At 73.3% G+C, this 21,873-nt stretch carries 20 protein-coding genes; 11 read left to right on the top strand and 9 right to left on the bottom strand.

The features are described from left to right. The first annotated feature begins 138 nt into the window (after window positions 1-138). Window positions 139-1,113, top strand: coding sequence for a non-homologous end-joining DNA ligase (gene ligD / locus DP939_RS20205; RefSeq protein ID WP_113982294.1), 975 nt, complete (start codon window positions 139-141; stop codon window positions 1,111-1,113). A gap of 18 nt (window positions 1,114-1,131) precedes the next feature. Here the strand turns inward: ligD and DP939_RS20200 are convergent, their stop codons facing one another. After that, window positions 1,132-1,962, bottom strand: a complete 831-nt coding sequence (locus DP939_RS20200; RefSeq protein ID WP_113982293.1) for an SAM-dependent methyltransferase — start codon at window positions 1,960-1,962, stop codon at window positions 1,132-1,134. 164 nt (window positions 1,963-2,126) lie between these two features. Between DP939_RS20200 and DP939_RS20195 the strand changes: the two genes are divergently transcribed. From DP939_RS20195 to DP939_RS20180, 4 genes are all read left to right on the top strand, one after another. Next, complete coding sequence (locus DP939_RS20195) at window positions 2,127-3,515, top strand: cytochrome ubiquinol oxidase subunit I (protein WP_225878388.1); 1,389 nt, start codon at window positions 2,127-2,129, stop codon at window positions 3,513-3,515. Further along, on the top strand, window positions 3,512-4,504 hold the full coding sequence (locus tag DP939_RS20190) for a cytochrome d ubiquinol oxidase subunit II (protein WP_113982292.1): 993 nt from the start codon (window positions 3,512-3,514) through the stop codon (window positions 4,502-4,504). The genes DP939_RS20195 and DP939_RS20190 overlap by 4 nt, the downstream gene beginning before the upstream one ends. 200 nt (window positions 4,505-4,704) lie before the next feature. After that, window positions 4,705-5,658, top strand: a complete 954-nt coding sequence (locus DP939_RS20185; protein WP_225878387.1) for an urea transporter — start codon at window positions 4,705-4,707, stop codon at window positions 5,656-5,658. Window positions 5,659-5,735: 77 nt separating this feature from the next. After that, window positions 5,736-6,467 carry a sirohydrochlorin chelatase gene (locus tag DP939_RS20180; protein ID WP_113982291.1) on the top strand — a complete coding sequence of 244 codons (732 nt, stop codon included), beginning with the start codon at window positions 5,736-5,738 and terminating at the stop codon, window positions 6,465-6,467. A 92-nt stretch (window positions 6,468-6,559) separates the two neighbouring features. Here DP939_RS20180 and DP939_RS20175 read toward each other — a convergent pair whose 3' ends face one another. Beyond that, window positions 6,560-7,522, bottom strand: a complete 963-nt coding sequence (locus DP939_RS20175; RefSeq protein ID WP_199565284.1) for a hydroxyacid dehydrogenase — start codon at window positions 7,520-7,522, stop codon at window positions 6,560-6,562. Window positions 7,523-7,556: 34 nt separating this feature from the next. Beyond that, complete coding sequence (locus DP939_RS20170; RefSeq protein WP_225878386.1) at window positions 7,557-7,991, bottom strand: hypothetical protein; 435 nt, start codon at window positions 7,989-7,991, stop codon at window positions 7,557-7,559. 67 nt (window positions 7,992-8,058) lie between these two features. Between DP939_RS20170 and DP939_RS20165 the strand changes: the two genes are divergently transcribed. Beyond that, window positions 8,059-8,568, top strand: a complete 510-nt coding sequence (locus DP939_RS20165) for an RNA 2'-phosphotransferase (RefSeq protein ID WP_318656300.1) — start codon at window positions 8,059-8,061, stop codon at window positions 8,566-8,568. 15 nt (window positions 8,569-8,583) lie between these two features. Here the strand turns inward: DP939_RS20165 and DP939_RS20160 are convergent, their stop codons facing one another. Beyond that, on the bottom strand, window positions 8,584-9,228 hold the full coding sequence (locus tag DP939_RS20160) for a hypothetical protein (protein ID WP_113982290.1): 645 nt from the start codon (window positions 9,226-9,228) through the stop codon (window positions 8,584-8,586). Between the two features lie 96 nt (window positions 9,229-9,324). On the opposite strand from DP939_RS20160, the gene DP939_RS20155 reads away from it, so the two are divergent. From DP939_RS20155 to DP939_RS20135, 5 genes are read left to right on the top strand one after another with little or no spacing between them, the layout of a single operon-like run. After that, window positions 9,325-10,029, top strand: a complete 705-nt coding sequence (locus tag DP939_RS20155) for a helix-turn-helix domain-containing protein (protein WP_225878385.1) — start codon at window positions 9,325-9,327, stop codon at window positions 10,027-10,029. Window positions 10,030-10,059: 30 nt separating this feature from the next. Then, entirely contained in the window at window positions 10,060-11,841 is a 1,782-nt protein-coding gene (locus DP939_RS20150; RefSeq protein ID WP_225878384.1) for an ATP-binding protein, read from the top strand. Window positions 11,842-11,849: 8 nt separating this feature from the next. Continuing rightward, complete coding sequence (locus DP939_RS20145) at window positions 11,850-13,007, top strand: exonuclease SbcCD subunit D (protein WP_113982289.1); 1,158 nt, start codon at window positions 11,850-11,852, stop codon at window positions 13,005-13,007. After that, entirely contained in the window at window positions 13,007-15,451 is a 2,445-nt protein-coding gene (locus DP939_RS20140) for an AAA family ATPase (protein WP_113982288.1), read from the top strand. Before DP939_RS20145 ends, DP939_RS20140 begins: the two co-directional genes overlap by 1 nt. Next, window positions 15,448-16,416 carry a hypothetical protein gene (locus DP939_RS20135; RefSeq protein WP_113982287.1) on the top strand — a complete coding sequence of 323 codons (969 nt, stop codon included), beginning with the start codon at window positions 15,448-15,450 and terminating at the stop codon, window positions 16,414-16,416. The genes DP939_RS20140 and DP939_RS20135 overlap by 4 nt, the downstream gene beginning before the upstream one ends. A 12-nt stretch (window positions 16,417-16,428) precedes the next feature. On the opposite strand, the gene DP939_RS20130 is transcribed toward DP939_RS20135, so the two are convergent. The 5 genes from DP939_RS20130 to DP939_RS20110 all read right to left on the bottom strand — a co-directional run bounded on the left by DP939_RS20130 (window position 16,429) and on the right by DP939_RS20110 (window position 21,730). Beyond that, complete coding sequence (locus DP939_RS20130) at window positions 16,429-17,673, bottom strand: esterase-like activity of phytase family protein (RefSeq protein WP_113982286.1); 1,245 nt, start codon at window positions 17,671-17,673, stop codon at window positions 16,429-16,431. Window positions 17,674-17,826: 153 nt separating this feature from the next. Then, window positions 17,827-18,750: a dihydrodipicolinate synthase family protein gene (locus DP939_RS20125; protein WP_113982285.1), complete on the bottom strand. Its 924-nt coding sequence runs from the start codon at window positions 18,748-18,750 to the stop codon at window positions 17,827-17,829. Between the two features lie 24 nt (window positions 18,751-18,774). Further along, complete coding sequence (locus DP939_RS20120) at window positions 18,775-19,602, bottom strand: carbohydrate ABC transporter permease (RefSeq protein ID WP_199565283.1); 828 nt, start codon at window positions 19,600-19,602, stop codon at window positions 18,775-18,777. Next, entirely contained in the window at window positions 19,599-20,507 is a 909-nt protein-coding gene (locus DP939_RS20115; RefSeq protein ID WP_199565282.1) for a carbohydrate ABC transporter permease, read from the bottom strand. Before DP939_RS20115 ends, DP939_RS20120 begins: the two co-directional genes overlap by 4 nt. Further along, window positions 20,504-21,730, bottom strand: a complete 1,227-nt coding sequence (locus tag DP939_RS20110; RefSeq protein ID WP_113982284.1) for an ABC transporter substrate-binding protein — start codon at window positions 21,728-21,730, stop codon at window positions 20,504-20,506. Before DP939_RS20110 ends, DP939_RS20115 begins: the two co-directional genes overlap by 4 nt. Window positions 21,731-21,873 lie beyond the last annotated feature (143 nt).

Here is a 21,873-nt window from a genome sequence, read left to right as displayed (position 1 = left end):
TTTTACCCGTTGATTCAGGACCGTCCGCGCGGGGCCGGTGAGGTGGCGGAGACCGGGGTGCCGGGGCTCGCCGCGGGGGCCAAGCGGGCCTACCTGGGTATTTATCCCTGTGTGAGTGGTTTGCCAGTGTATGCGCCGATGATGGCGGTGCTCGGGAGCCTGCCGGAGGCGGCGGCCGAGGACCGCTTCGGGTTCGAGATGAAGTGGGACGGCGTGCGGGCGCTGGCGTACGTGCAGGGCGGCGCGGTGAAGCTGGTCTCGCGCAACGCCAAGGACGTCACGGCCGCCTATCCCGAACTGGCGATGCTGGCCGGAGCGGTGGGCGGGCGCGATCTGGTGCTGGACGGCGAGATCGTCGCGTTCGACGACGAGGGGCGGCCGTCCTTCGAGGCGTTGCAGCCGCGCATGCACCAGCGCAGGCCCGCCCGCGTCGCGGAGCTGGTCGGCGCGGTGCCGGTGACGTACCTGCTGTTCGACGTACTGCACGTCAACGCCGAGGCGGTCGTCGGCCTGCCGTACACCGGGCGGCGCGAACTCCTGGAGGACATCGTGACCCCCGGCGCGCGCTGGCAGGTGCCCGCGTGGTTCTCCGGCACGGGGGCCGGGACGCGGGCGGTCGAGCTGAGCAGACAGTGGCGGCTGGAGGGGGTCGTGGCCAAGCGGCTGAACTCCCCGTACCGGCCGGGCAAACGCACCGCCGAATGGACGAAGGTGAAGAACCTCCAGACCCAGGCGGTGATCATCGGAGGGTGGAAGCCGGGCGCGGGACGGCGAACCGGGACGATCGGGTCGCTGCTGCTCGGCGTACCCGACGCGCAGGGACGGCTGGTGTTCGCCGGGCACGTCGGCACCGGGTTCACCGAGGCGGCGCTGCGCGATCTCGCCGCCCGGCTGGCCCCGCTGCGCCGCGACGACCCGCCGTTCGACGGGCCGGTGCCGCGCGAGCACGCGCGTGAGGCGCAGTGGGTGGAGCCGGTGCTGGTCGGCGAGGTGAGGTTCGGTGAGTGGACCGGCGACGGCATGATGCGCCACCCGGCCTGGCGCGGGCTCAAGCCCGACAAGAGCCCCGGCGAGGTCCACCGCGAGGACGGCGAGGGCCGGATCGCGGGCTGACCCCCGCCGCGCCCGGCCTCAGCGCTTGCGGCCCACCCCGCCGACGAACGTGTGGTAGATCTCGTGCTTGTCGATCAGGTCGAACGGCTCGGGCCGCCACTCCTGGAGCGGCACCACGCCGGGCTCGACCAGCTCAAGGTCGCCGAAGAAGGAGACGATCTCCTCCTGGGTGCGCCAGCGGCCCACGCCCAGCCGTTCGGTGAAGATCCGCTCGCGCCGGGCGGCCAGCGCGGACTCCTCCGGATGCTCGGGCCCCGGATCGCGGAAGTGGGAGATGACCAGGTGGCTGCCCGGCGGCACGCCCGCCACCAGGCGGCGGGCGATGCCGCGAGGATCCTCGTGGTCGAGGATGTGGTGCAGGATGCCGACCAGCAGCAGCCCCACCGGCCGCTCGAAGTCGATGAAGTCACGGACGACCGGATCGTCCAGGATCTCGGAGGGACGCCGGACGTCGGCGGTGATGACCGTGGTGCCGGGATCGCGGGCCAGCAGCGCCCTGGCATGGACGAGTACGATCGGGTCGTTGTCCACATAGACCACGCGGCAGTCGGGGTGCGCCGCCTGGGCGACCTGGTGGACGTTGCCCTGCGTCGGCAGGCCCGAGCCGATGTCCAGGAACTGCCGGACCCCCTCCCGCACCAGGTACCGGACCGCCCGGCGCAGGAACGCCCGGTTGTCCAGCGCGCTGGTCGAGGGGCGCCAGCCGGGCGGCATCGCCTTGATCACCTCGGCGACGACCTCGCGGTCGGCGGCGTAGTTGTCCTTGCCGCCGAGGAAGTGGTCATAGACCCGCGCGACGCTCGGCACGTTGGTGTTGATCTCCGGCGGAGCGTGCTCGCGCTCGATCATTCGTGCTCCGTCCCCCCACAGTCGTGATCGTCCGATCACGAGGTGTACGGATTTTAACCGGAATCCGCTCTGTTGTGTGATGTTTCATCTCCGGCGCGGCGCGGGTTTTACCGTTTCATCCGCGCCCCGGGAGAGTGCGCCGACCGGCCGTCGGGAATCCGCCGGTGGTGCCCCACTGCATCGTGCGGGCGGCGATCGACGCGCTCGGGCCGGCCGCCGGCGCCGACCTCGTCGCGGCCCGCCTCCAGATGGCCCTGTCGCTCGGCTGGCACATCGTGCTGGCCTGCATGGGCGTCGGAATGCCCGTGCTGCTGCTGATCGCCGAGTGGCGGGCGGTACGCCGGGGCGACCCCGACTGCCGCAGGCTCATCGAACGCTGGGCCCGCACCACCGGCGTGCTCTTCGCGGTCGGCGCGGTCTCCGGCACCATCCTGAGCTTCGAGCTGGGCCTGCTGTGGCCCGGCATGATGGGCCTGTACGGCGAGGTCATCGGCCTGCCCTTCGCCCTGGAGGGGTTCGCCTTCTTCATCGAGGCGATCTTCATCGGGATCTACCTCTACACGGGCGGCCTGCTCTCCCCGGCGGTGCGCGCCTGGACCCTCGTGCCCGTGGCGGTCGCCGGGGTGGCCTCGGCGTTCTTCGTGGTCACCGCGAACGCCTGGATGAACCAGCCGCGCGGCTTCACCCTGGAGGGCGGCAGGATCACCCGGGTCGAGCCGTGGGCGGCGATGTTCAACCCGGCGACGCCGCCGCAGACCGTCCACATGATCCTCGCGGCGTTCATGGTGGCGGGGTTCGCCACGGCGAGCGTGTACGCGGTGGCGATGCTGCGCGGACGGCGGGACCGTTACCACCGGCTTGGATTCGCCATCCCGTTCACCGTCGCGGCGATCGTCACACCGTTCCAGATTCTGGTGGGCGACCTCGCCGCCCGCTTCCTGGCGCACTACCAGCCGGTCAAGCTGGCCGCCATGGAGGGGCTGTACCGCACCGGCCCCGACGCGCCGCTGACGATCGGCGGGTTCGCGACCGGCGAAGAACTGCGGTACGGGCTGGAGATCCCCGGGGCCCTTTCGATCCTGGTCGGCGAGAGCACGGACACGGTGGTGCGCGGACTCTCAGAGGTGCCGCCCGCCGACCGCCCGCCGGTGACGGTCGTGCACCTGGCCTTCGACCTCATGGTCGGGATCGGGTTCTTCCTGCTGGCGCTGTCGGCGTGGTTCGCGCTGACCTGGTGGCGGCGGCGCGACCTGCCGCGTTCCCGCTGGTTCCCGCGCCTGGCCGCGCTGTCGGGGCTCGCCGCGGCGGTCGCGGTCGAGGCGGGCTGGGTGGTGACCGAGGTCGGCAGGCAGCCGTGGATCGTGTACGGCAGGATGCGCACGGCCGACGCCGTCAATCCCGCGCCGGGCCTTTGGGCGGGGTTCCTGATCGTGTCCGCCGTGTACGTGGTGCTGACCGTCGTCACGGTGTACGTGCTGCGCCGGCTGGCCGGCGGCGAACGGCCGCTCGCCCCGCAGGAACCGCAGCCCGAACCGGGACAGGTGCCCTCGTGACCGAGCCCGCCCAGCTCACCCTGGGGGTGCTGTGGGCCGGACTCACGCTGTACGCGCTGTTCGGCGGCGCGGACTTCGGCGCGGGGCTGTGGGACCTGCTGTCCGGCGGGAGTACGGCGGGCGTGCCGAGGCGGCGGCTGATCGAGCACGCGATCGGCTCGGTGTGGGAGGCGAACCACGTCTGGCTGATCTTCGTGATCGTGGTGTTGTGGACGGGTTTTCCCGGGGTGTTCGCCGCGGTGATGTCCACCCTGTACATACCGCTGACCCTGGTGGCGCTCGGCGTCATCGCGCGCGGCGCGGCCTTCGCCTTCCGCAAGGTCGGCGAGCGGCTGTGGGAACGGCGGCTGTTCGGCGCGGTCTTCGCGCTGTCCTCGGTCTTCACCCCCTTCTTCCTCGGCACGGTCGCGGGGGCCATCGCCTCTGGCCGGGTTCCGCCCGGACTGGCCGCGGGCGACCTGGTGGGAAGCTGGCTGAACCCCACGGGGCTGCTGGGCGGGGTGCTCGCGGTGGGCGTCTGCGCGTACCTGGCCGCCGCCTACCTGTGCGACGACGCCAGGCGGGCGGGCGAGGCGGGCCTGGCCGCGGAGTTCCGCAAGCGGGCCCTGGTCACCGGGGTGGCGATGGGCGTCGTGGCGCTCGGCGGCATCGGCGTGCTGCGCGTGGACGCGCCCGCGCTCTTCGCCGGGCTCACCGGCCGCGCGCTGCCGCTGGTGATCGCCTCCGCGCTGGCGGGCGTCGCGGCGCTGGTCCTGCTCTGGCTGCGGCGCTTCGGGCCGGCCCGCGTCGCCTCCGCGCTCGCGGTGACCGCCGTGCTGTGGGGGTGGGCGGTCGCCCAGTACCCGCTGATGCTCCCGCCGTCCCTCGGCTACCGGGAGGCCGCGGCGACCTCCGCCGTGCTCACCGCCACCCTGGCCAGCGTGGCGGCCGGGGCGGTGCTGCTGGTCCCGTCGCTGGTCTGGCTCTACTACCTCCAGCAGCGCCGGTGAAGGCCCGGTAAAACCTTCGCGCGGAATCGCCCGCCGCCGGACTGCTCGGCGGACGGCAGGGGAGGAATCCGACAGTCGGTCTAAAAGTAGACATTTGCCCCAGGCTCACCGGCCGGGGCACGCCGCCGCGCACCCGTGTGCCTGCGGGCCGGGGTGCCGGAGGGTGTCGAAGATCCAGTCATCGATCGGAGTCCGGCCACGTGTCCGCCAATTCCACAGATCACCAGAACGGCGTGCAGCCGCGTGAGCTGCCGCTGGCCACGCTGCGCGGCGTCTGCCAGGTCGAGTTCCAGAACAACGTCTGGACCGCCCTGCTGTTCCTGCTCGCGCTGCTGCTGGGCGGCTGGCAGTTCGCGGTGTTCGCCCTCATCGGCGCGTTCGTCACGACCGTCACCGCGTGGGTCCTCGGCGTCGCCAGGGACCGCATCACCATCGGCCTCGAAGGGTTCAACGGGACGCTGATCGGCGTCGCCGTGGCGCTGTTCTTCGAGGTCGGCTGGGTCGCCCTGATGCTGGTGATCGCCGCGTCGGTGCTCGGCGCGGTGGTGACCGCGGCGCTCACCGTACTGCTCGCGCCCTACAACGTACCGGCCCTCACCGCGCCCTTCTGCGTGGTCACCTCGCTCGTGATGATCGGCGGGCCCGCCTTCGCGCGGGTCTGGGACGCGCGGCTCCCGCCCGCACCCGTCTCCGCGCGGCCCACGGCCGCGCTGACCTTCACGGACGTCTGGCAGGGCCTGCTCAACGGCATCGGCCAGGTGTTCTTCCAGGACAAGTGGTACGCCGGGCTGGTCTTCCTGATCGGTCTCCTGGTCGCCAGCCGGGTCGCGGCCATCGCCGCGGTCGCGGGCAGCGCCATCGGGATCATCGTCGCGGTGATCCTCGGGGCCCCCGCCACCGACATCGGGGCCGGCCTTTACGGCTACAACCCGGTGCTGACGGCCATCGCCCTGGCCGGGGTGTTCGTGGCGCTCACGCCACACGGGGTGCTGTACGCGGTGCTCGGGGCCATCGCCACGGTGGTCGTCACCGCGGGCGTCGCCGCGCTCTTCAGACCGGTCGGCGGCCCGGCGCTGACCTGGCCGTTCGTCCTGGTCACCTGGACCTTCCTGGCGGCCGTCCCGATGTTCGCCAAGATCCGCAGACCATCCTGACAAGGAGCGTCCCATGTACCTCAAGCTCGGCTTCAGCGCGGCCGCGGTCCGTGCGCACGGCCCGATCGGCGGATGAGATGCGCGCACCGTACCGCGCCGACCCGGTGACGCGCCGCGTCGTCCTGGCGGGCGGGCACGAGAGCGGGTACGGCCGGGCCCTGGGCGGGCTGGAGCCGGAGGCCGTCGCCCCGGGCCGGGAACTGTCGGCCGTGCTCGCGACGCCGACGCCGGTGGCGGTCGTCCCGATGACCTTGGGCAGGGACCCCGACCTGGTCAGGGACGCCGCCCAGACGCTCGCCTGGGCCCGGCGCGGACGCCGCGGCGGCGAACTGCTGCTCACCGATCCGCTGTGCGAGGTACCCGAACTGGTGAGCCTGCTGCTCGCCGCCGCCCGCGGGAACGCCGCCAAGGGGCGGGCCGCGCTGCTGGTCGCCCCGGCGGCCTCGGCCGAGGCGGACGCCGAGCTGTTCCGGGTGGCCCGGCTGGTCCGCGACGGGGCCGACATGGTCGAGGTCGCCCTGCTCGGCGGCGATCCCGACCTGGCCGAGGGGGTGGACCGCTGCCTGCGGCTCGGCGCGGAGTCCGTCGCGGTACTGCCCGCCGCCTTCGTACGCCCGCCGATCCCCGACGACCCGAGGATCGTGGACGCGGGCCCACTGCTCGGCCCGGCCGCCATGGTCCGCCTCGTCCGCGAGCGGGTCACCGCCGCCGAGGACCGCTTCACGCGGTACGAAGAGGACGGCATCACCACCGTCCTCACCGCCCGCGACCACGACGACCGCGAAAGAGCGGACCACCACGCCGGATAGCCGGCACGGGCACGCCATGCGACCTGCGGTGTCGGTCTGACGTCGGTGGGCCGTTCGACCGCTGGTGGTTCCGGTCGGCGCACGGGTGGTGGTCAGGCGAGGATTTCTGCGCTTTCGCGGGTGAGGGCGTGCTGGAGGGGCAGGCCGGTGGCGAAGCGTTCCAGCTCGTCGGTGACCAGGGCGCCGAGGCGGGCGCGTTCGCGGCCGAGGCTGCCCGCGAGGTGCGGGGTGACGACCACGTTGGGGAGGGTGAACAGCGGCGAGCCGGGCACGGGAGGTTCGGGGTCGGTGACGTCGAGGACCGCGAACAGGTCGGGCCGCTCGGTGAGGACCTTGACCAGGGCGGGCTCGTCGATGATCCGGCCGCGGGCCGTGTTGATCAGGGTGGCCCCCGGGCGCATCGAGCGCAGCAGGTCCGCGCCGACCAGCCCGGCCGTCTCCGGCAGCAGCGGGGTGTGCACGCTGACGACGTCGCAGGTCGCGAACAGCTCGGCGAGCCCGGTCAGCGGGACGCCCGCCGTCTCCGGGTCGGCGTACGGGTCGTGCGCGACCACCTCCACGTCCAGCGCGGCGAGCCGGTCGGCCACCAGCCGACCGACCGCGCCGAGCGACAGCAGGCCGACCCGCGAGCCGTACGTGCCCGGCGCGGGCAGCGCCGCGACCGGGGCCCGCCGCTCCCTGGCGGCCAGGACGTGCCGCCACCCCTGTTTGAGCGCGTACACGATCTGCGCGGCGGTGAAGTCGGCCACCGGCACGGCGTTGGCCCGGTAGGCCGACACCAGCGGAACGCCCCGCGCCCAGAACTCCGGCGTGACGAACGCCCGCACCGACCCCGCCGCGTGCAGCACCAGGGCGAGCCGCGGGGCCGCCGCCAGCAGCGCCGCGTCCAGCCGTGGCGCGCCCCAGCTCGTGCAGAGGACATCGACCTCGGCCATGGGCCCCGGCTCGGCGGCCGGGCCGTGGATCACCCGCGCGACGCGCCGCAGCCGGTCCAGCGACGGCCCGTACACGTCGTCGAACACCGCGGGGTCCAGCACGAATGCCGCGTTCAGCACCCTCCCAACCTAGCGCCCCCGGCCGTGCCGTCGATCACCCGCCGACCAGGGGGACGAGCCTGACGAAGGAGATCACCGGGTCGGCGGTCAGGTCGATCTCCTCGTCGAGGTCTTCGATCTGACGCTCACCCGCCAGCAGGATGAACCCGTTGCGGGCGAAGGCCGCCTCAGCCGCGTCGGCCCGGCGCTCCCAGTCGATCGGGCGCGGCTCGCCCCTCCCGGGGCCGTTCAGCTCGGTCTCCGCGTCGAGCGGCCGGACCAGGCCGGTGCGGCGCGGCCTGGGAGCCGCGTTGTGCCGGGCGACCTCCTCGCGCACCCGCAGGCGGACGAGCTCCCGCGCGGAGATCCGCGTGGGCAGGCCGGGCAGCGTGAACTCCTCCAGCGGCCTCCCGCTCGCGGTCTCGTCACGAAATGTCACTGATGTCATTGCCCGGCCCCTGCCCTCGCCGATCTCGATGGACGCGCCCATGTAAGCAGCGCGGTCCGACAAAATGGCGGCATGATGGACGACCGCCGATTCGTGCGGATCTCGAAATATCTCGCCAGACATCTGCGGCACGAGCCCGGCCGGATCGGCATCGAGCTGGACCCGAACGGCTGGGGTCGGTGTCGAGACGCTGCTGGACGCCGCCGCCGCGCACGGGTTCCCGATCGCGCGGGAGGAACTGGAACGCGTCGTCGCCGACAACGACAAGCGGCGCTACGTCATCGAGGACGGCCGGATCAGGGCGAGCCAGGGGCATTCGGTGCCGATCGACCTGGGGCTGCCGGTCGTGCCGCCGCCCGCCGTCCTCTACCACGGCACCGTGGGCCGCAACCTGGCCGCGATCCGCGCCGAGGGGCTGCGCCCGATGAACCGCCACCACGTCCACCTGTCGCCCGACCGGGAGACCGCGACCAGGGTGGGCGCGCGGCGCGGCCGGGCGGTGGTGCTGGTGGTGGACGCGGCGGCGATGCGGACGGCGGGCCATGAGTTCCACGTCAGCGACAACGGGGTCTGGCTGGTGGGGCACGTCCCGCCGGAGTACGTCCGCTTCCCGGGGTGAGCCGGGGCGGGGAGATCAGCAGAAGACCAGGGCCGCGCCGGTGGTCACGGAACGGCGGGCGGCACTGATGAGCTGCAGGCAGGTGAACGACTCGACCGCGTAACCCCGCCACCCCGGGGCGGCCGGGCCCTCGCTCTCGATGGCCTCCTCCACCTCCGCGGACCACGGGTCGAGACCGGCGGGCAGCCCCAGCATGGCGGCCAGGCGCTCGCACTCGGCCAGCAGCCGGGGGGAGGAGCCGACGTACGCGCCGGTGATCGAGTCGTCGTACAGGACGTCGGCGAAATCGACCGGGAGGTAGTAGCCCTCGGCGTCGCTGTGGTGGACCAGGTGGTCGAACCCGCCGCCGTCGGGCTCGCCGTCGTAGGCGGCGCGCAGCAGCGGATCGGCGGCCGGGTCGCCGCCCGCGGCCAGCGGCGGCGGCAGCATCCCGGCGTGCGCCACATGGACGGCGAGCCTGCGCAGGTGGTGCAGCCCACGGTAGCCGTACATCTCGTACTCGGCCGGATGCTCCTCCCCGGGCGACGGTGGCTCGTGCCAGGTGGGCAGCCCGGCCAGCGTGAGCAGGCGCCGCAGGGCGGATAAGTCGGCGGTGATTTCGGCCCGGACCTCCGGGCCGTCGACGGCACCGAGGATGCCGACGACGATGGCGAGTCCCATGGGCCCACATCATGGAGGGCGGCACCGACAATCCCGCGGTGTCGGTGGTCCGCTGTCGGTGGCCCTCGATAGGCTCGCGCATCTATGGAGGCTTCCTTGGACACGGCAGAGTTGTTGAGCGAGGTCCGCGAGCTGCGCGGACAGGGCAGATCGCCCAAGGAGATCGCGCGGGCGCTCGGCGTCTCCCCGGCGGTCGTGGCGCCGTTGGTGCGGGCCGTCGCGGCGGAGAAGGCGGCCGGTGACGCCGGGCCGGGCCGGGCCGAGCTGGTGGGGTGCTGGGTGAGCGCCGGGTGGAGCGTGGGGCTCACCATCGACGCCTCGCGGCAGTGGCCCGACCCCGCGCCGGAGGGCGACCGCGCGGCGGGCATGGTCAGCGTGCTGGTGGCCCGGCGGCACGGCTACGACAACACGCTGGTCTGCGGCTATCTGGTGGACACCTACTGCCTGGGGGCGAAGAACGCGTTCGGGCCGCAGGTGATGAGCGAGCTGGAGCTGCGCCGCTGGCGGGAGTTCTTCTTCGGCGACTACTCCGCGGGGTGGACGGAGGCGCCGATCGAGCTGGCCGCCGACCTGGTGTTCGGCGGTGTCGAGTACGCCCGCGGGCTCGGTTTCGAGCCGCACCAGGACTACGCGCGCTGCGCCGATCACCTCGGGCCGTGGGAAGGGCCTTCGGCGATCACTTTCGGGCGGGACGGAAAGCCGTTTTACATGTCCGGTCCCGATGACGATCACCGTAAGGTGATCAGAACACTGGAGAGAACGCTCGGCGACGCCAGTAAATTCGACTATTTCATCGCATAAGCGCAATTTCATTGGTTGGGGGATGGTTTGGTGATCGACGACGCCCCGGTCCTCGCCGGCGGTGACGCCGAGCCGGGGGAGGCCGTCGGGCGGGTGCTCGGCACCCAGGCGGCCTCACCGCTGTCGTTCTGGGTCGGCTTCACGCCCGGCAGGATCGCCCAGCTCGACGACGTCGTGGTGACCAGGCGAGACGTGCCCGGATACGGCCCGGTCCTGGTGGCCGGGGTGGTCTCGGCGGTCGAGGCGCGGCACGAGGGGGCGACCTACGACTCCGACGTCTTCCTGATCGCCGAGGGCGCGCTGCCCGCCGCCGTCGTGGAGGTCGCCGAGGTCCGCGTCACCCGGGTGGAGCCCGAGGTGTTCGTGCCGCCGCTGCCCGGCGCGCTGGTCTACAAGGCCGGGTCGGCCGACCGCGACCAGGCGCTCTACTTCGACGTCATGGACCGCAAGGTCCCGATCGGGCTCGGCCGCGACGGGCACCCGATGTACGTCAACTTCGACTTCCTGGACGGCACGCGCGGCGCGCACGTGTCGATCTCCGGCGTCTCCGGCGTGGCCACCAAGACCTCCTTCGCGACCTTCCTGGTCTACTCGATCTTCAACTCTCCGGCCCTGGGCGCGGAGGCCGCCAACACCAAGGCGCTGATCTTCTCGGTCAAGGGCGAGGACCTGCTGTTCCTCGACCACGCGAACACCCGGCTGGACTCTGAGGCGATCCGCGCCTACGACCGGCTGGGGCTGCCCGCCAAGCCGTTCCAGAGCGTGCACGTCTTCGCCCCGCCCCGGCCCGGCGACCCCAACGGCGTGCCGCACGTCTCCTCGCGCACCCACGGGGTCGGCTCCTACTACTGGACCCTGCACGAGTTCTGCCGCGAGGAGCTGCTGCGGTTCGTGTTCGCCGACGCCGACGACGAGCGCGCCCAGTACTCCATGCTGGTCGGCCAGGTCGCGGCCAGGCTGCGGGCGTGGGCCGAGCCGGTCGGCGACGGCGGGGCGGTGCTGATCCGCACTCCCGACGGCGAGGCCACCCCCGCCATCCGCACCTTCACCGACCTGGTCGAGGTCATCGACCAGCGGCTCGCCGACGAGGCCACCCGCGCGGTGTGGGCGGGCGCGCAGGTGCCGCTGGGCACGGTCAACGCGTTCCTGCGCCGGTTGCGCAGCGCGGTCAGGCCCCTGTCGCCGATCGTCCGCGGCGACCTGCCGGCCGCTGCGGCGCACTCGATCCGCACCTCCGACGCCCAGGTCACCATCGTCGACCTGCACAACCTGCCGGAGCGGGCGCAGCGGTTCGTGGTCGGCGTGGTGCTGCGCGGAGAGTTCGCCCGCAAGGAGAGCACCGGTTCGGCCCGCCCGCTGCTGTTCGTGGTGCTCGACGAGCTGAACAAGTACGCCCCGCGCGAGGGCGACTCGCCGATCAAGGAGATCCTGCTGGACGTCGCCGAGCGCGGACGCTCCCTCGGGGTGATCCTGATCGGGGCCCAGCAGACCGCCTCGGAGGTCGAGCGCCGGATCGTCGCCAACTGCGCGGTCAGGGTCGCCGGGCGGCTGGACGCGGCCGAGGCCGCCCGCTCGGAGTACGGCTGGCTGCCCCCGGCCGCCAGGGAGCGGGCGACCATCGCCAAGCCGGGCACGATGTTCGTCGCCCAGCCGGAGATCCCGGTGCCGCTCACGGTGACCTTCCCGTTCCCGGCCTGGGCGACCCGCCCGGCCGAGGCGGCGCCGCTGCCGGTGACGACGGCGGCGCGACCGGCCGACCCGTTCGCCGGGCTGCCCGGGACCGCGCCGGAAGACGACATCCCCCCGTTCTGAGGAACACGATGAAGATCTTGCACACGGCCGACTGGCATGTCGGCAAGGTCCTAAAGGGACGTTCCCGGCTGGACGAGCACCGCGCGGTGCTCCGCGAGCTGGTCACGCTGGCCAGACGCGAGGACGTGGACGCGGTGGTCGTGGCGGGCGACCTGTTCGACACCTCCGCCCCCACCCCCGACGCGCAGGGGCTGGTGCTGCCCGCGCTGATGGCGCTGCGCGAGGGCGGGCGCGACGTCGTGGTCCTGGCGGGCAACCACGACAACCCGCAGCTCCTTGAGGTCTACCGGCCGGTGCTCGGCAAGCTCGGCATCCACGTGGTGGGCGGCTTCCGGCGTCCGGAGGCGGGCGGCACGCTGTCCTTCACCGCCCGCTCGGGCGAGCCGGTCCGGCTGGCGGTGCTGCCGTTCCTGTCCCACCGGTACGTGATCCGCGCGGCCGAGGTGCTGGCCGGCACCGCCGCCGACCACAACCGCGACTACGCGGGCCGGATCGGCGAGCTGATCGGCGCGCTCACCGCCGGCTTCGCCGCCGACACCGTCAACCTGGTCACCACGCACGGCACGCTGCCCGGCGGGAAGTTCGGCGGCGGCGAGCGAGAGGCTCAGTCGATCTTCTCCTACTACTTCGAGGCCGCCGCGTTCCCCTCCACCACCCAGTACGCCGCGCTCGGCCACCTGCACCGCCGCCAGCAGATCCCCGGCCCCTGCCCGATCTGGTACTCGGGCTCGCCGCTGGCCGTCGACTTCGGCGAGGAGGCCAACGCGCCCGGCGCGCTGCTGGTCACCGTCGAGCCCGGCCGTCCGGCCGTGGTGCGCGAGGTCGCCTTCGACGCGCCCCGCGCGCTGGCCACCGTACGCGGCACCCTCGAACGGCTGGAGGCCGTGGCCGCCGACCTGGTGGACACCGAGACCTGGCTGCGCGTGATCGTGGAGGAGAAACCCCGCCCCGGCCTGGCCGACACCGTCAGGGAGATCCTGCCCGGTGCCATCGATGTCGTGCTCGACGAGCGGTTCCGCCCCACCAGCCCGGTGCGCCCGGCCGGGCAGGGGGCGGCCGGGCGCAGCCCGAGGGAGCTGTTCCGCGACTACCTGACCGCCTCCGGGCGGCACGACGACAACGTCGCCGCGCTGTTCGACCGGCTCTATGACGAGGTGACCACCTGATGCGCCCGCTGCGCCTGCACCTCGCCGACTTCGGCAGCTTCCGCGAACCGCTCACCATCGACTTCACCGACGTCGACTACTTCGCCCTGGTCGGTCCGACCGGCGCGGGCAAGAGCACGGTCATCGACGCGATCTGCTTCGCCCTGTACGGCACGGTCCCCCGCTGGGGCAGGGAGAACGTGATCGCGCACGCGCTCGCGCCGTCCGCGGCCTCCGGCAAGGTGGCCATGGTCTTCGAGAGCGCGGGCCGCCGCCACGGCGTGGTCCGCGCCCTGCAGCGCGACGCCAAGGGCCGGGTGCACACCAAGGAGGCCAGGCTCGACGAACTCGACCCGGCCGTGCCCGCCACCGCCGGGCTGGACGACCTGATGGGCGCGGTGCTGCGGCCGATCGCCGAGGGCGACGCGGTCACCGCCGAGGTCCAGCGGGTCACCGGCCTGGAATACCGGTTCTTCACCCAGTGCGTGGTGCTGCCGCAGGGCCGGTTCGCCGAGTTCCTGCACGCCCAGCCGCGCGAGCGCCAGGACCTCCTGGTCCAGTTGCTCGACGCCGACGTCTATGAGCGGATCCGGCAGCGCGCCGTGCGCGAGGAGGACGCCGCCAAGCAGGCCGCCGCCTTCGCGCGGGGCCGCCTGGCCCGGCTGGCCGACGCCGACGAGGCCGCGGAGCAGGCCGCCGCGGCCCGCCTTGAGTCGCTGCGCGGCCTCGCCGAGCGGGCCAGGAGCGACCTGCGGGCGCTGCGCGAGCGCGACGACGCGGCGGCGGCGCTGCGCCAGGAACGCACGTCGGCCCGCCAGCGCCTCACCGCCCTGACCGCCCTGGCCATGCCGCCCGACGTGCCCACCCTCGCCGACTCCGTGCGGCAGGCCGCCGAGGCGCTGGCCCGGATGTCGGCCGAGGTCGCCAAGCTGGCCGAGGCCGAGCAGGGGGCCGATGACGAGCGTGCCGCGCTCGGTGACAAGGCCGCGCTGACCGCGCTGCTCACCGCCGTGGACGACCACGCACGGGTGGCCCGCGCGCTCGGTTCGGCCAGGAGCGCCGCCGCGACCGCCGCCACCGGGGCGGCCGGGCTGGCGGAGGCCGAACAGCGGGCCGGGGCGGCGCTCGCCGACGCCGAGCGCGACCGCGAACGGCTGCGCGACGCCCACGCCGCCGCCGACCTGGCGAGCCGCCTGGCCGTCGGCGCTCCCTGCCCGACCTGCCTGCGGGCCATCACCGAGCTGCCGCACCACGCCGCGCCCGCCGATCTCGGCGCGGCCGAGCGCACGGTCCGCGCCCGCGGGGCCGACCTCGAACGCGCCCGCGCCGACCGCCGCAAGGCCGAGGTCGAGGCCGCCAGGGTCAAGCAGAAGGCCGACGAGCTGGAGAACCAGCTCGCGGTGCTGGCCGCCCGGGCCGCCGCCGCCGACCGGGCGCGGGTGACCGCGGAGCTGACCGCGATCGAGGCCGCCGAAGACCGCCTGGCGCGGGCCCGCCGGGCCACCCGTACGGCAAGGGGCGAGCTGGCCCGCGCCGAACGCCGGGCCGCCGAGCTGCGGGAGAAGTCCGAGCGGTCCTGGCGCGAGGTGGACGCCGCCCGCGACCGGGTGGTCGCGCTGGGCGCCCCGCCGATCGACCGCGCCGACCTGCACGCGGCCTGGACCTCCCTGCTGTCCTGGCGGGAGGAGGCCGCCGCCGCCGAGCGCAAGGCGCTGGGCGGCGTGGAGGCCGAGCTGGCGGCCGTCGAGCGGGCCCGCGACCAGGAGCGTTCGGCCCTGGTGGCCCGGCTGGCCGGGCACGAGGTCCAGGTGGCGGCCGACGCCACGCCGGAGGCCATCCACGAGACGCTGGCCGGGTCGGTCGTGCACGCCGAACACCGGCTCGCCCGGGTCAGGGAGAACCGCGTACAGGCCAAGGAGCTGGCCGAGCAGGCCGCGGCCAAGGAACGCGAGGAGCAGGTGGCGCACGAGCTGACCCTGCTGCTGCGGGCCAACGCTTTCGAGCGGTGGCTGTGCGCGGAGGCCCTGGCGCTGCTGGTGGCCGAGGCGTCGGTGACGCTGAGCGACCTGTCCGGCGGCCAGTACGAGCTGGTGCTCGGCGAGCGCGGCGAGATCGAGGTCATCGACCACGCCGAGGCCGGGCTGCGGCGCAGCGCCCGCACGCTGTCCGGCGGGGAGACCTTCCAGGCCGCGCTGGCCCTGGCCCTCGCGCTGTCGAGCCAGGTCGCCGGGCTCGCCGCGACCGCCGCCAGGAGCCTGGACTCCATCTTCCTGGACGAGGGCTTCGGCACGCTCGACCCGGCCACCCTCGACACGGTGGCCACCACACTGGAACGCCTGGCCGCGGGCAACGACCGGATGGTCGGAGTCGTCACGCACGTGCCCGCGCTCGCCGACCGGGTGCCGGTGCGCTTCGAGGTCAGCCGCGACGGCCAGGGCTCGCACCTGCGGAGAGTGGTGTCATGACGACGACGATCAGCGAATCGCGGTTCAGCGTCGACCCGTGGGACCCGGGCTATGCGGCGGCGCTCAGCAAGGAGGCCCTGGCCGAGCTGGGCGCGACCAGCGCCGAGCTCGACCTCGACGTGGAGCTGGCCGCGGCCGACTGGCGGCCGGTCGGCCCCGGCCCCGGCGCCGCCCCGCCCGGCGTGCTGCTGGTCGCCGACGGCGTGCGCCGGATCGACGCCCGGGTGTGGATGCACGACTCGCGGGGCGCGGCGCCGGCACCCGGCATCGCCGCCTCCTACGCGGCGGGGATCGTCAGGTGCGGCCCGGAGGGCGCCTCCCTGGCCGCGATCGACGTGCGCCGGTCGGTGTTCAGCGCCGCGCCGCACGCGTCCGAGGTGAAAACCCCGGCCGCCGTCTACCAGGCGCTGCCCGCCGCCGACGCCGGCATGGACGAGCTGTCGCTGGCATTGCAGCGGCAGGTCACCCAACTGGAGGTCGAGCTGGCCGTGCACCACCGGCGGCAGGCGGGGGCCGAGGATCTGCTGCTGGTGGACGGCCCGCTGCGCGGCCGTACCCACCTGCCGCGCACGGTCGGCTACATCAAGACCCACCACACCGCCTACCTGCCGCCCCCGCAGGCGGCGGTGGTGTCGGCGCTCGCCCCCGGGCAGCGCACCCCGATCTTCCTGATGGGCACGAGCTGGCGGCGGCACGCCTGGTACGTCCGGCTGCCGACCCGGTCGGCGACCCCGTGGGCCGGGGTCGCCCGCTGCGAGGCCGGGGCCGACCTGCGGCCGGACGAGGTGATCGAGCTGGCCGACTCGATCACGCTGGCCCTGCCGCAGCTCGCCGGGGTCGACTACAAAGATCCGCGGGCCCCTCAAAACCTCACGCCGATCGGCGGCCTGGAAAAGCTGCTGCGTCACCGGCTGGGCGACCCGCGGTTGCTCTATCGCGCGCTGCGCACCGCCGCGGCGGCGTGATCCACGGGTAGGTCAGCAGCCCTTGGCGGCGAACGCCAGGAACTGCGTGGTCTCCTCCGCGGAGAAGTTGTCGTCGGAGCCGATCACCACCGTGCACTGGCCGTTGGCCAGGCGGGGGCCGAAGGCCAGGGCTTCGAGGTTCTGGACCGGCTCGCGGAACGCCGTGAGGTCCAGCACCAGCCGCTTGGCCACCGGCCGGTACGCCGGGCCGGTGGCCAGGCTGTCCCGGCGCAGCACGTTGGTCGCGCGGCGCAGGTCGATCTCGTACAGCTTCACCGCGTAGCCCCGCCCCTCTCGCCAGGAGCGTTCGAGCGCAAGGTAGCGGTGGTCGTCGATGGCCAGGATCTCCGACACCCCGGCGTCGGACTGGCCGTCGGGCGGCTCGGGGGCGGCGGGCAGCGGGTCGAGCGGGTAGACGTACTGGCCCTTCGGCGTGCCGCCGCGGCTCCACAGGGTGATCCGGGCCGGCGCGCCGTGCTCGGCGGTCACCGGCTCGCCGTCCTGGTGGAGCGGTCCTTCGACGATCGCGGCGATGCCGTGCGGGGTGAAGGTCAGTCCCTCGAACCCGAAGTTGCGGCGCGGGCCGGTGTCGCCGTTGGTCATGGTCAGGTTGCCCGGCACCCGCAGCTCACCGGTCTCGGTGCCCTTCTTGTCCGTCCAGCGCACGCTGAGCGGGGAGACGGGCACGGTGGTGGTCCCGCCGGAGCGGTCGCCCTCGCTGCTCCACAGCAGCCGCCCGCTGAACCGGTCGTAGCGGATCGACTCGGGGTCGGGGGAACCGGCCTTGCCGTACTCGGGATAGCCCGACCCGTCGGGCCGCCGCAGCGAGGCCACACCGGTCAGCTTGACCCCGCTGAACTTCCCGGTCTTGCGGTCGATGTCCAGGGTCCCGGTGTAGAAACGCGGCGGCTGATAGCGCCAGCGGTCATCGGACAGCAGGTACCAGGTGCCGGTGCGCGGGTCGCGGTCCAGCCCCGAAATGCCGCCGAACGTCGTGTTCTGGAACTGCAGCTTGTGGGCGAGCGTCTGCTCGCCCAGGAAACGGGTGATGCGGACCCGTGCGGGCGCGGCCTCGGCGGCCGGTACGACGGTGGCCACGGTGGTCACGAACGCCAGGGGGAGCGCGGCGGCCAGCACCGCGGCCCGCCGCCTGGAACCCTTCCCGTACGGGAGGCGAAGGCGGTCCTTCACTCGCGCGTCCCGGCCGGCGTCGCTGTGGGCCGCCCGGGAAAGGCCCGCTCTTTGCCGAATGCTCATCTCTCTCCTCGCGTCTTGGGGGGTAGCGAGGAAAATGACATCGCACCGGTGGGGAAAAGTCCACGAGGCCATGCCGTAGGTCTTTAACAGGTATCCGGAAATTCTCCCTATCCGATTTTCGGCGTGCCGATAAATACGAATACTTCGGTGTGCCTATTGGTCTGCGGCATTTCCCGGCGCCCCGAGCCGGTCGGCCAGCCCGCGTACGTCGTCCAGCGCCGCGCCGTCGAGCCGGTGCCAGGGGGACCGGCAGCGCCCGGTGTCCGGCCCGCCGAGCAGGGCGGTCAGCTCCTTGACGACCGGGAGCGCGCCGTACCTGGCGGCGACCGCGGCCACCTCGCGGAACGGGCGGTGCAGGCGCATCGCGTCGTCCAGGCGGCCGGAGACCGCCGCCGCGTACACCTCGCGGGCCGCCGGGGCCAGGAAGTTGTACAGGCTGCCGATCACCGCGCGCCCGCCCATCCCGAGCGCGGCGGGCAGCAGTTCGTCCCTGCCGAAGTAGACCCGGACGTGCGGGGAGACCTCCTGGGTGCGGGCGAACTCCAGCAGGTCGCCGTCGGTGAACTTGACCGCGCCGAACGCGGGGATGCGCTTGGCCGCGGCGGCGGTCACGGCGGAGGCGGGGACGCGCAGGCCGCTCATCTCCGGGACGTGGTAGTAGCAGAACGGCACGCCGGGCGCCGCCGCCGCGATCTCCGCCAGGTGGTCCACCACCGCCTCCACGCCGGACGGCGAGCCGTAGTACGGGGCCACCGCCGCGATCATGTCCGCGCCGCGCTCCGCCGCCTGCCGGGCCAGGGCCGTGGCCTCGCCGAGCACGGTGTGCCCCACATGGACGCCGAGCCGCAGCCCCGGCGGCCGGTACGCGGCCCACGCCGCCGCCAGCTCCAGCCGCTCGGCGGTGGACAGCGCGGCGAACTCCCCGGTCGTCCCGCCGACGAAGACGCCGTTCACCCCGGCCTCGGCCAGGTGGCGGGCCTGCTCGCCGACGACGTCGGGGCGCAGCTCGCCGTCCGGCCCGAACGGGGTCGGGGTGGCCGCCCAGATCTCCAGGCCGGCGCTGGGTGGGTGGTGCATGGGGTGTCCTTCGCTCGTAGTGGTTCAGCCCTTGGTCGCCCCGGCGGTCAGCCCGCCCACGACGAACCGTTGCAGGAAGAGGAACGCCAGGAAGATGGGCAGGGCGACGACCGCGGAGACGGCCATCACGTCGTTCCAGCGGGTGCCGAAGGCGTTGGTGAGCCCGGCCAGTACCACGCTGACCGGCTGCATCTCCTCCCGCGTGGTGAGCGACAGCGCGAAGACGAACTCCCCCCACGCCCCCAGGAAGCTCACCACCGCCACGGTCACGATCCCCGGCGTCGAAACCGGCAGCGCGACCCGCCAGAACGCCGACCAGTGGCCGCAGCCGTCCACCCGCGCGGCCTCCACCACCTCCCCGGGCACGGTGAGGAAGTAGGGGCGCAGCACGGTCACCGCCAGCGGCAGCGCCAGCGAGCAGTTGGCCAGCACCAGCCCCGCGTAGGTGTTGACCATGTCCAGGCGGCTGAAGGTCACGAACATCGGCAGCGCCACGTTGATCGCCGGGATCATCTGCGCGACCAGGAAGAGCAGCAGCACCGAGCCCGCGAACCGGACGCGGAAGCGGGCCAGGCCGTACGCGGCGGGCAGCGCGAGGGCCAGCGTGACCAGCGTGGTGGCCAGGCCGATGATCGTACTGTTGGCCAGCCCGCGCAGCACCCCGGGGCTGCCCAGGACGCTGCCGGTGTACGCGCCCAGGGTGGCGGGCGCGGGCACCAGCCGGGGCGGCGTGGCGAAGATGTCGCCCGGCTCCTTCAGCGAGGTCACCACCATCCAGTAGACCGGCACGAGGTACGCGCCCGCCACGGCCACGCCCAGCACCGTGCTCAGCCAGGCCCGCGACCCCTTCACGCGACCTCCTCCCTGCGCAGCGCCCGGAAGTAGAACAGGCTCAGCGCCAGAGGGATCAGCAGCATGATCGTGGTGGCCGCGGCCCCGGTGCCGAACCGGAAGAAGGAGAACGCCTCCAGGTAGGCGTGGATGGGCAGGATCGTGGTGGCGTCGCCGGGGCCGCCCCTGGTCATCAGGTAGATCGTGTCGAAGGTCTTGAACGTGGTGACGAAGAGCAGCAGCAGCACCGTCACGCTGACCGGCCGCAACAGGGGCAGCGTGATCCGCGAGAACCGCTGCCAGGACCCGGCTCCGTCGATGGTGGCCGCCTCGTACAGCGGGCCGGGGATGCTCTGCAGCCCGGCCAGCAGCAGGATCATCGCGAACGGCGCGGTGGACCACACCGTGGCCACGATGACCGACGCCAGCGCGGTGGCCGGTTGCACCAGCCAGAACACGTCGGCGTCGAGCAGCCCGAGGCCGCGCAGCGCGGTGTTGAGCAGGCCGTAGGTGCCGTCCAGCAGCCAGCGCCAGATGTTGGCGCTGACGACCGTGGGCAGCACCCAGGCGACCAGCAGCGCCGAGCGCAGCAGGCCGCGGCCGGGGAACCTGCGGTTCAGGAACACCGCGAGCGCGAGCCCGGCGGCGAACGACAGCGCCACGCTGACCACGGTGTAGACCATGGAGGTCCACAGCGCGGAGCGGAACTCGGCGCCGCCCAGTTCGGCCCGGTAGTTGGCCAGCCCGGCGAACGCGCCGCCCCCGGCCACGATCTCCCTGAGCCCGACGTCGCGGAAGCTCAGATCGACGGTGAAGGCCAGCGGATAGAGCACCGTCGCGACCATGAACAGCACGGCTGGCAGCACGAACACGTACGCCACCGGCGGTACGCGCGGCCGCCCTGGCCGGGCGCGGGAGCGCCTCACCGGGTCAGCGCCTCGTCGATCTTCCGCTGGGCGTCGGCGAGGGCCCGGTCCACCGGTACGGAGCCGCTGACCGCGGCCTGCAGCGCCCCCTGGACGTGGGTGAACACCTCGGTGGAGTTGCGGGCCAGCGCGCCGGTCGGGGCCCAGGCCGACCGGAGCTGTTCGCGGAACACCGCGCGGATCTCGTCGCCGTCGTCGGGCACGTCGGTCCTGGCGGGCAGCTTGTTGCGCACGGGGAGGTACCTGGCGAGCACGTCGGGCCGTTGCATCCAGGTCAGCAGGTCCCAGGCGGCCTCCGGGCGCGCGCTGCCGGAGGTGATCGTCAGGTTCTCCGCGGCCAGGAACGTGGCGTGCCGGACGTCGCCGGGCAGCAGCGCCACGTCCCATTTCAGATCGGGGTTCTCGGTGCGGAGCGTGCTCACGTAGGTGGCCGAGTTGATCATCATCGCCGCCCGGCCGTTGGCGAACTGGTTCTTGACGTCCTCCTCGTTCCAGCCGAGCATCCCCTTGGAGACGGCCCCGCGGTCCACCATGGCCTTGATGTCGCCCAGGGCCGCCCGACCCTGCGGGGTGTCCACCCTGGCCGGGTCGCCGCCCGCCGCGAGCAGCCGGATGACCAGCGCGGTGGCCCCCTCCTCACCCTCGATCCCGCTGATCGCCAGGCCCTGCCGGCCGTCGCGGGCCAGCTTCGCGGCCGTCCGGCTCAGCTCGGCCCAGGTCGTGGGCGGCTTCGCCCCGGCCCGGCGGAAGATCTCGGTGTTGTAGTAGATCGCGTAGCTGTCGGCGACGTGGGGCAGGCCGTACGTCTTGCCGCCGACCTGGGTGGTATTCCAGCTCGCGGGCAGGAACTCGGTCTGCCCGCCCCAGGCGGAGACCCGCGGGGTGAGGTCCTGGATGACGCCGGCCTCGGCCATGGCCTGCGTGGCGGTGGCTCCGATCAGCGCGACGTCGGGCAGTTCGCGCCCGGCCGCCGCCTGCAGCAGCGTGCGGTTGAACTCCGCGAACGGGATGTGCCTGACCTCGACCGCCACGCCCTGGTGGGCCCGTTCGTACTCGCCGATCAGCTTGACCAGGGGGCCGCCGGTGGCGCTGTCCGGCGGGCCGTAGAAGTGCCAGAACTGGAGCGCGCCCGGCGCCCCGGCATCGCCACCGCCGCAGCCGCTCAGGGACGCGGCGAGCAGTGCCAGCAGCGCCGCCCACCGAGCAGGACCGCCCCTCCGCATCGCCCCTCCAGCGTGTGTCGTAGGTCACACGGTTCGGACCATAGGTAAGACATCTGATGTCCGTCAACGCTATGGCGGAGAGCCGGGGTTATGGGTCGTCCGGGATCCCTGTTATGTTGCAAGGCTTGCCCGCGGAAAGGAGA

Origin of the sequence: Spongiactinospora rosea (genome assembly GCF_003315795.1) — a bacterium.
Taxonomy (GTDB): Bacteria; Actinomycetota; Actinomycetes; order Streptosporangiales; family Streptosporangiaceae; genus Spongiactinospora; species Spongiactinospora rosea.
This window is presented reverse-complemented; position numbering and strand designations above follow the sequence as displayed.

Bases quoted from the DNA above. Each gene is read 5' to 3' on its own strand.
- ligD (WP_113982294.1), top strand. From the start codon at position 139: ATGATGGCGGTGCTCGGGAGCCTGCCGGAGGCGGCGGCCGAGGACCGC.
- DP939_RS20200 (WP_113982293.1), bottom strand. From the start codon at position 1,962: ATGATCGAGCGCGAGCACGCTCCGCCGGAGATCAACACCAACGTGCCG.
- DP939_RS20180 (WP_113982291.1), top strand. From the start codon at position 5,736: ATGCGCGCACCGTACCGCGCCGACCCGGTGACGCGCCGCGTCGTCCTG.
- DP939_RS20170 (WP_225878386.1), bottom strand. From the start codon at position 7,991: ATGGGCGCGTCCATCGAGATCGGCGAGGGCAGGGGCCGGGCAATGACA.
- DP939_RS20160 (WP_113982290.1), bottom strand. From the start codon at position 9,228: ATGGGACTCGCCATCGTCGTCGGCATCCTCGGTGCCGTCGACGGCCCG.
- DP939_RS20145 (WP_113982289.1), top strand. From the start codon at position 11,850: ATGAAGATCTTGCACACGGCCGACTGGCATGTCGGCAAGGTCCTAAAG.
- DP939_RS20140 (WP_113982288.1), top strand. From the start codon at position 13,007: ATGCGCCCGCTGCGCCTGCACCTCGCCGACTTCGGCAGCTTCCGCGAA.
- DP939_RS20135 (WP_113982287.1), top strand. From the start codon at position 15,448: ATGACGACGACGATCAGCGAATCGCGGTTCAGCGTCGACCCGTGGGAC.
- DP939_RS20130 (WP_113982286.1), bottom strand. From the start codon at position 17,673: ATGAGCATTCGGCAAAGAGCGGGCCTTTCCCGGGCGGCCCACAGCGAC.
- DP939_RS20125 (WP_113982285.1), bottom strand. From the start codon at position 18,750: ATGCACCACCCACCCAGCGCCGGCCTGGAGATCTGGGCGGCCACCCCG.
- DP939_RS20110 (WP_113982284.1), bottom strand. From the start codon at position 21,730: ATGCGGAGGGGCGGTCCTGCTCGGTGGGCGGCGCTGCTGGCACTGCTC.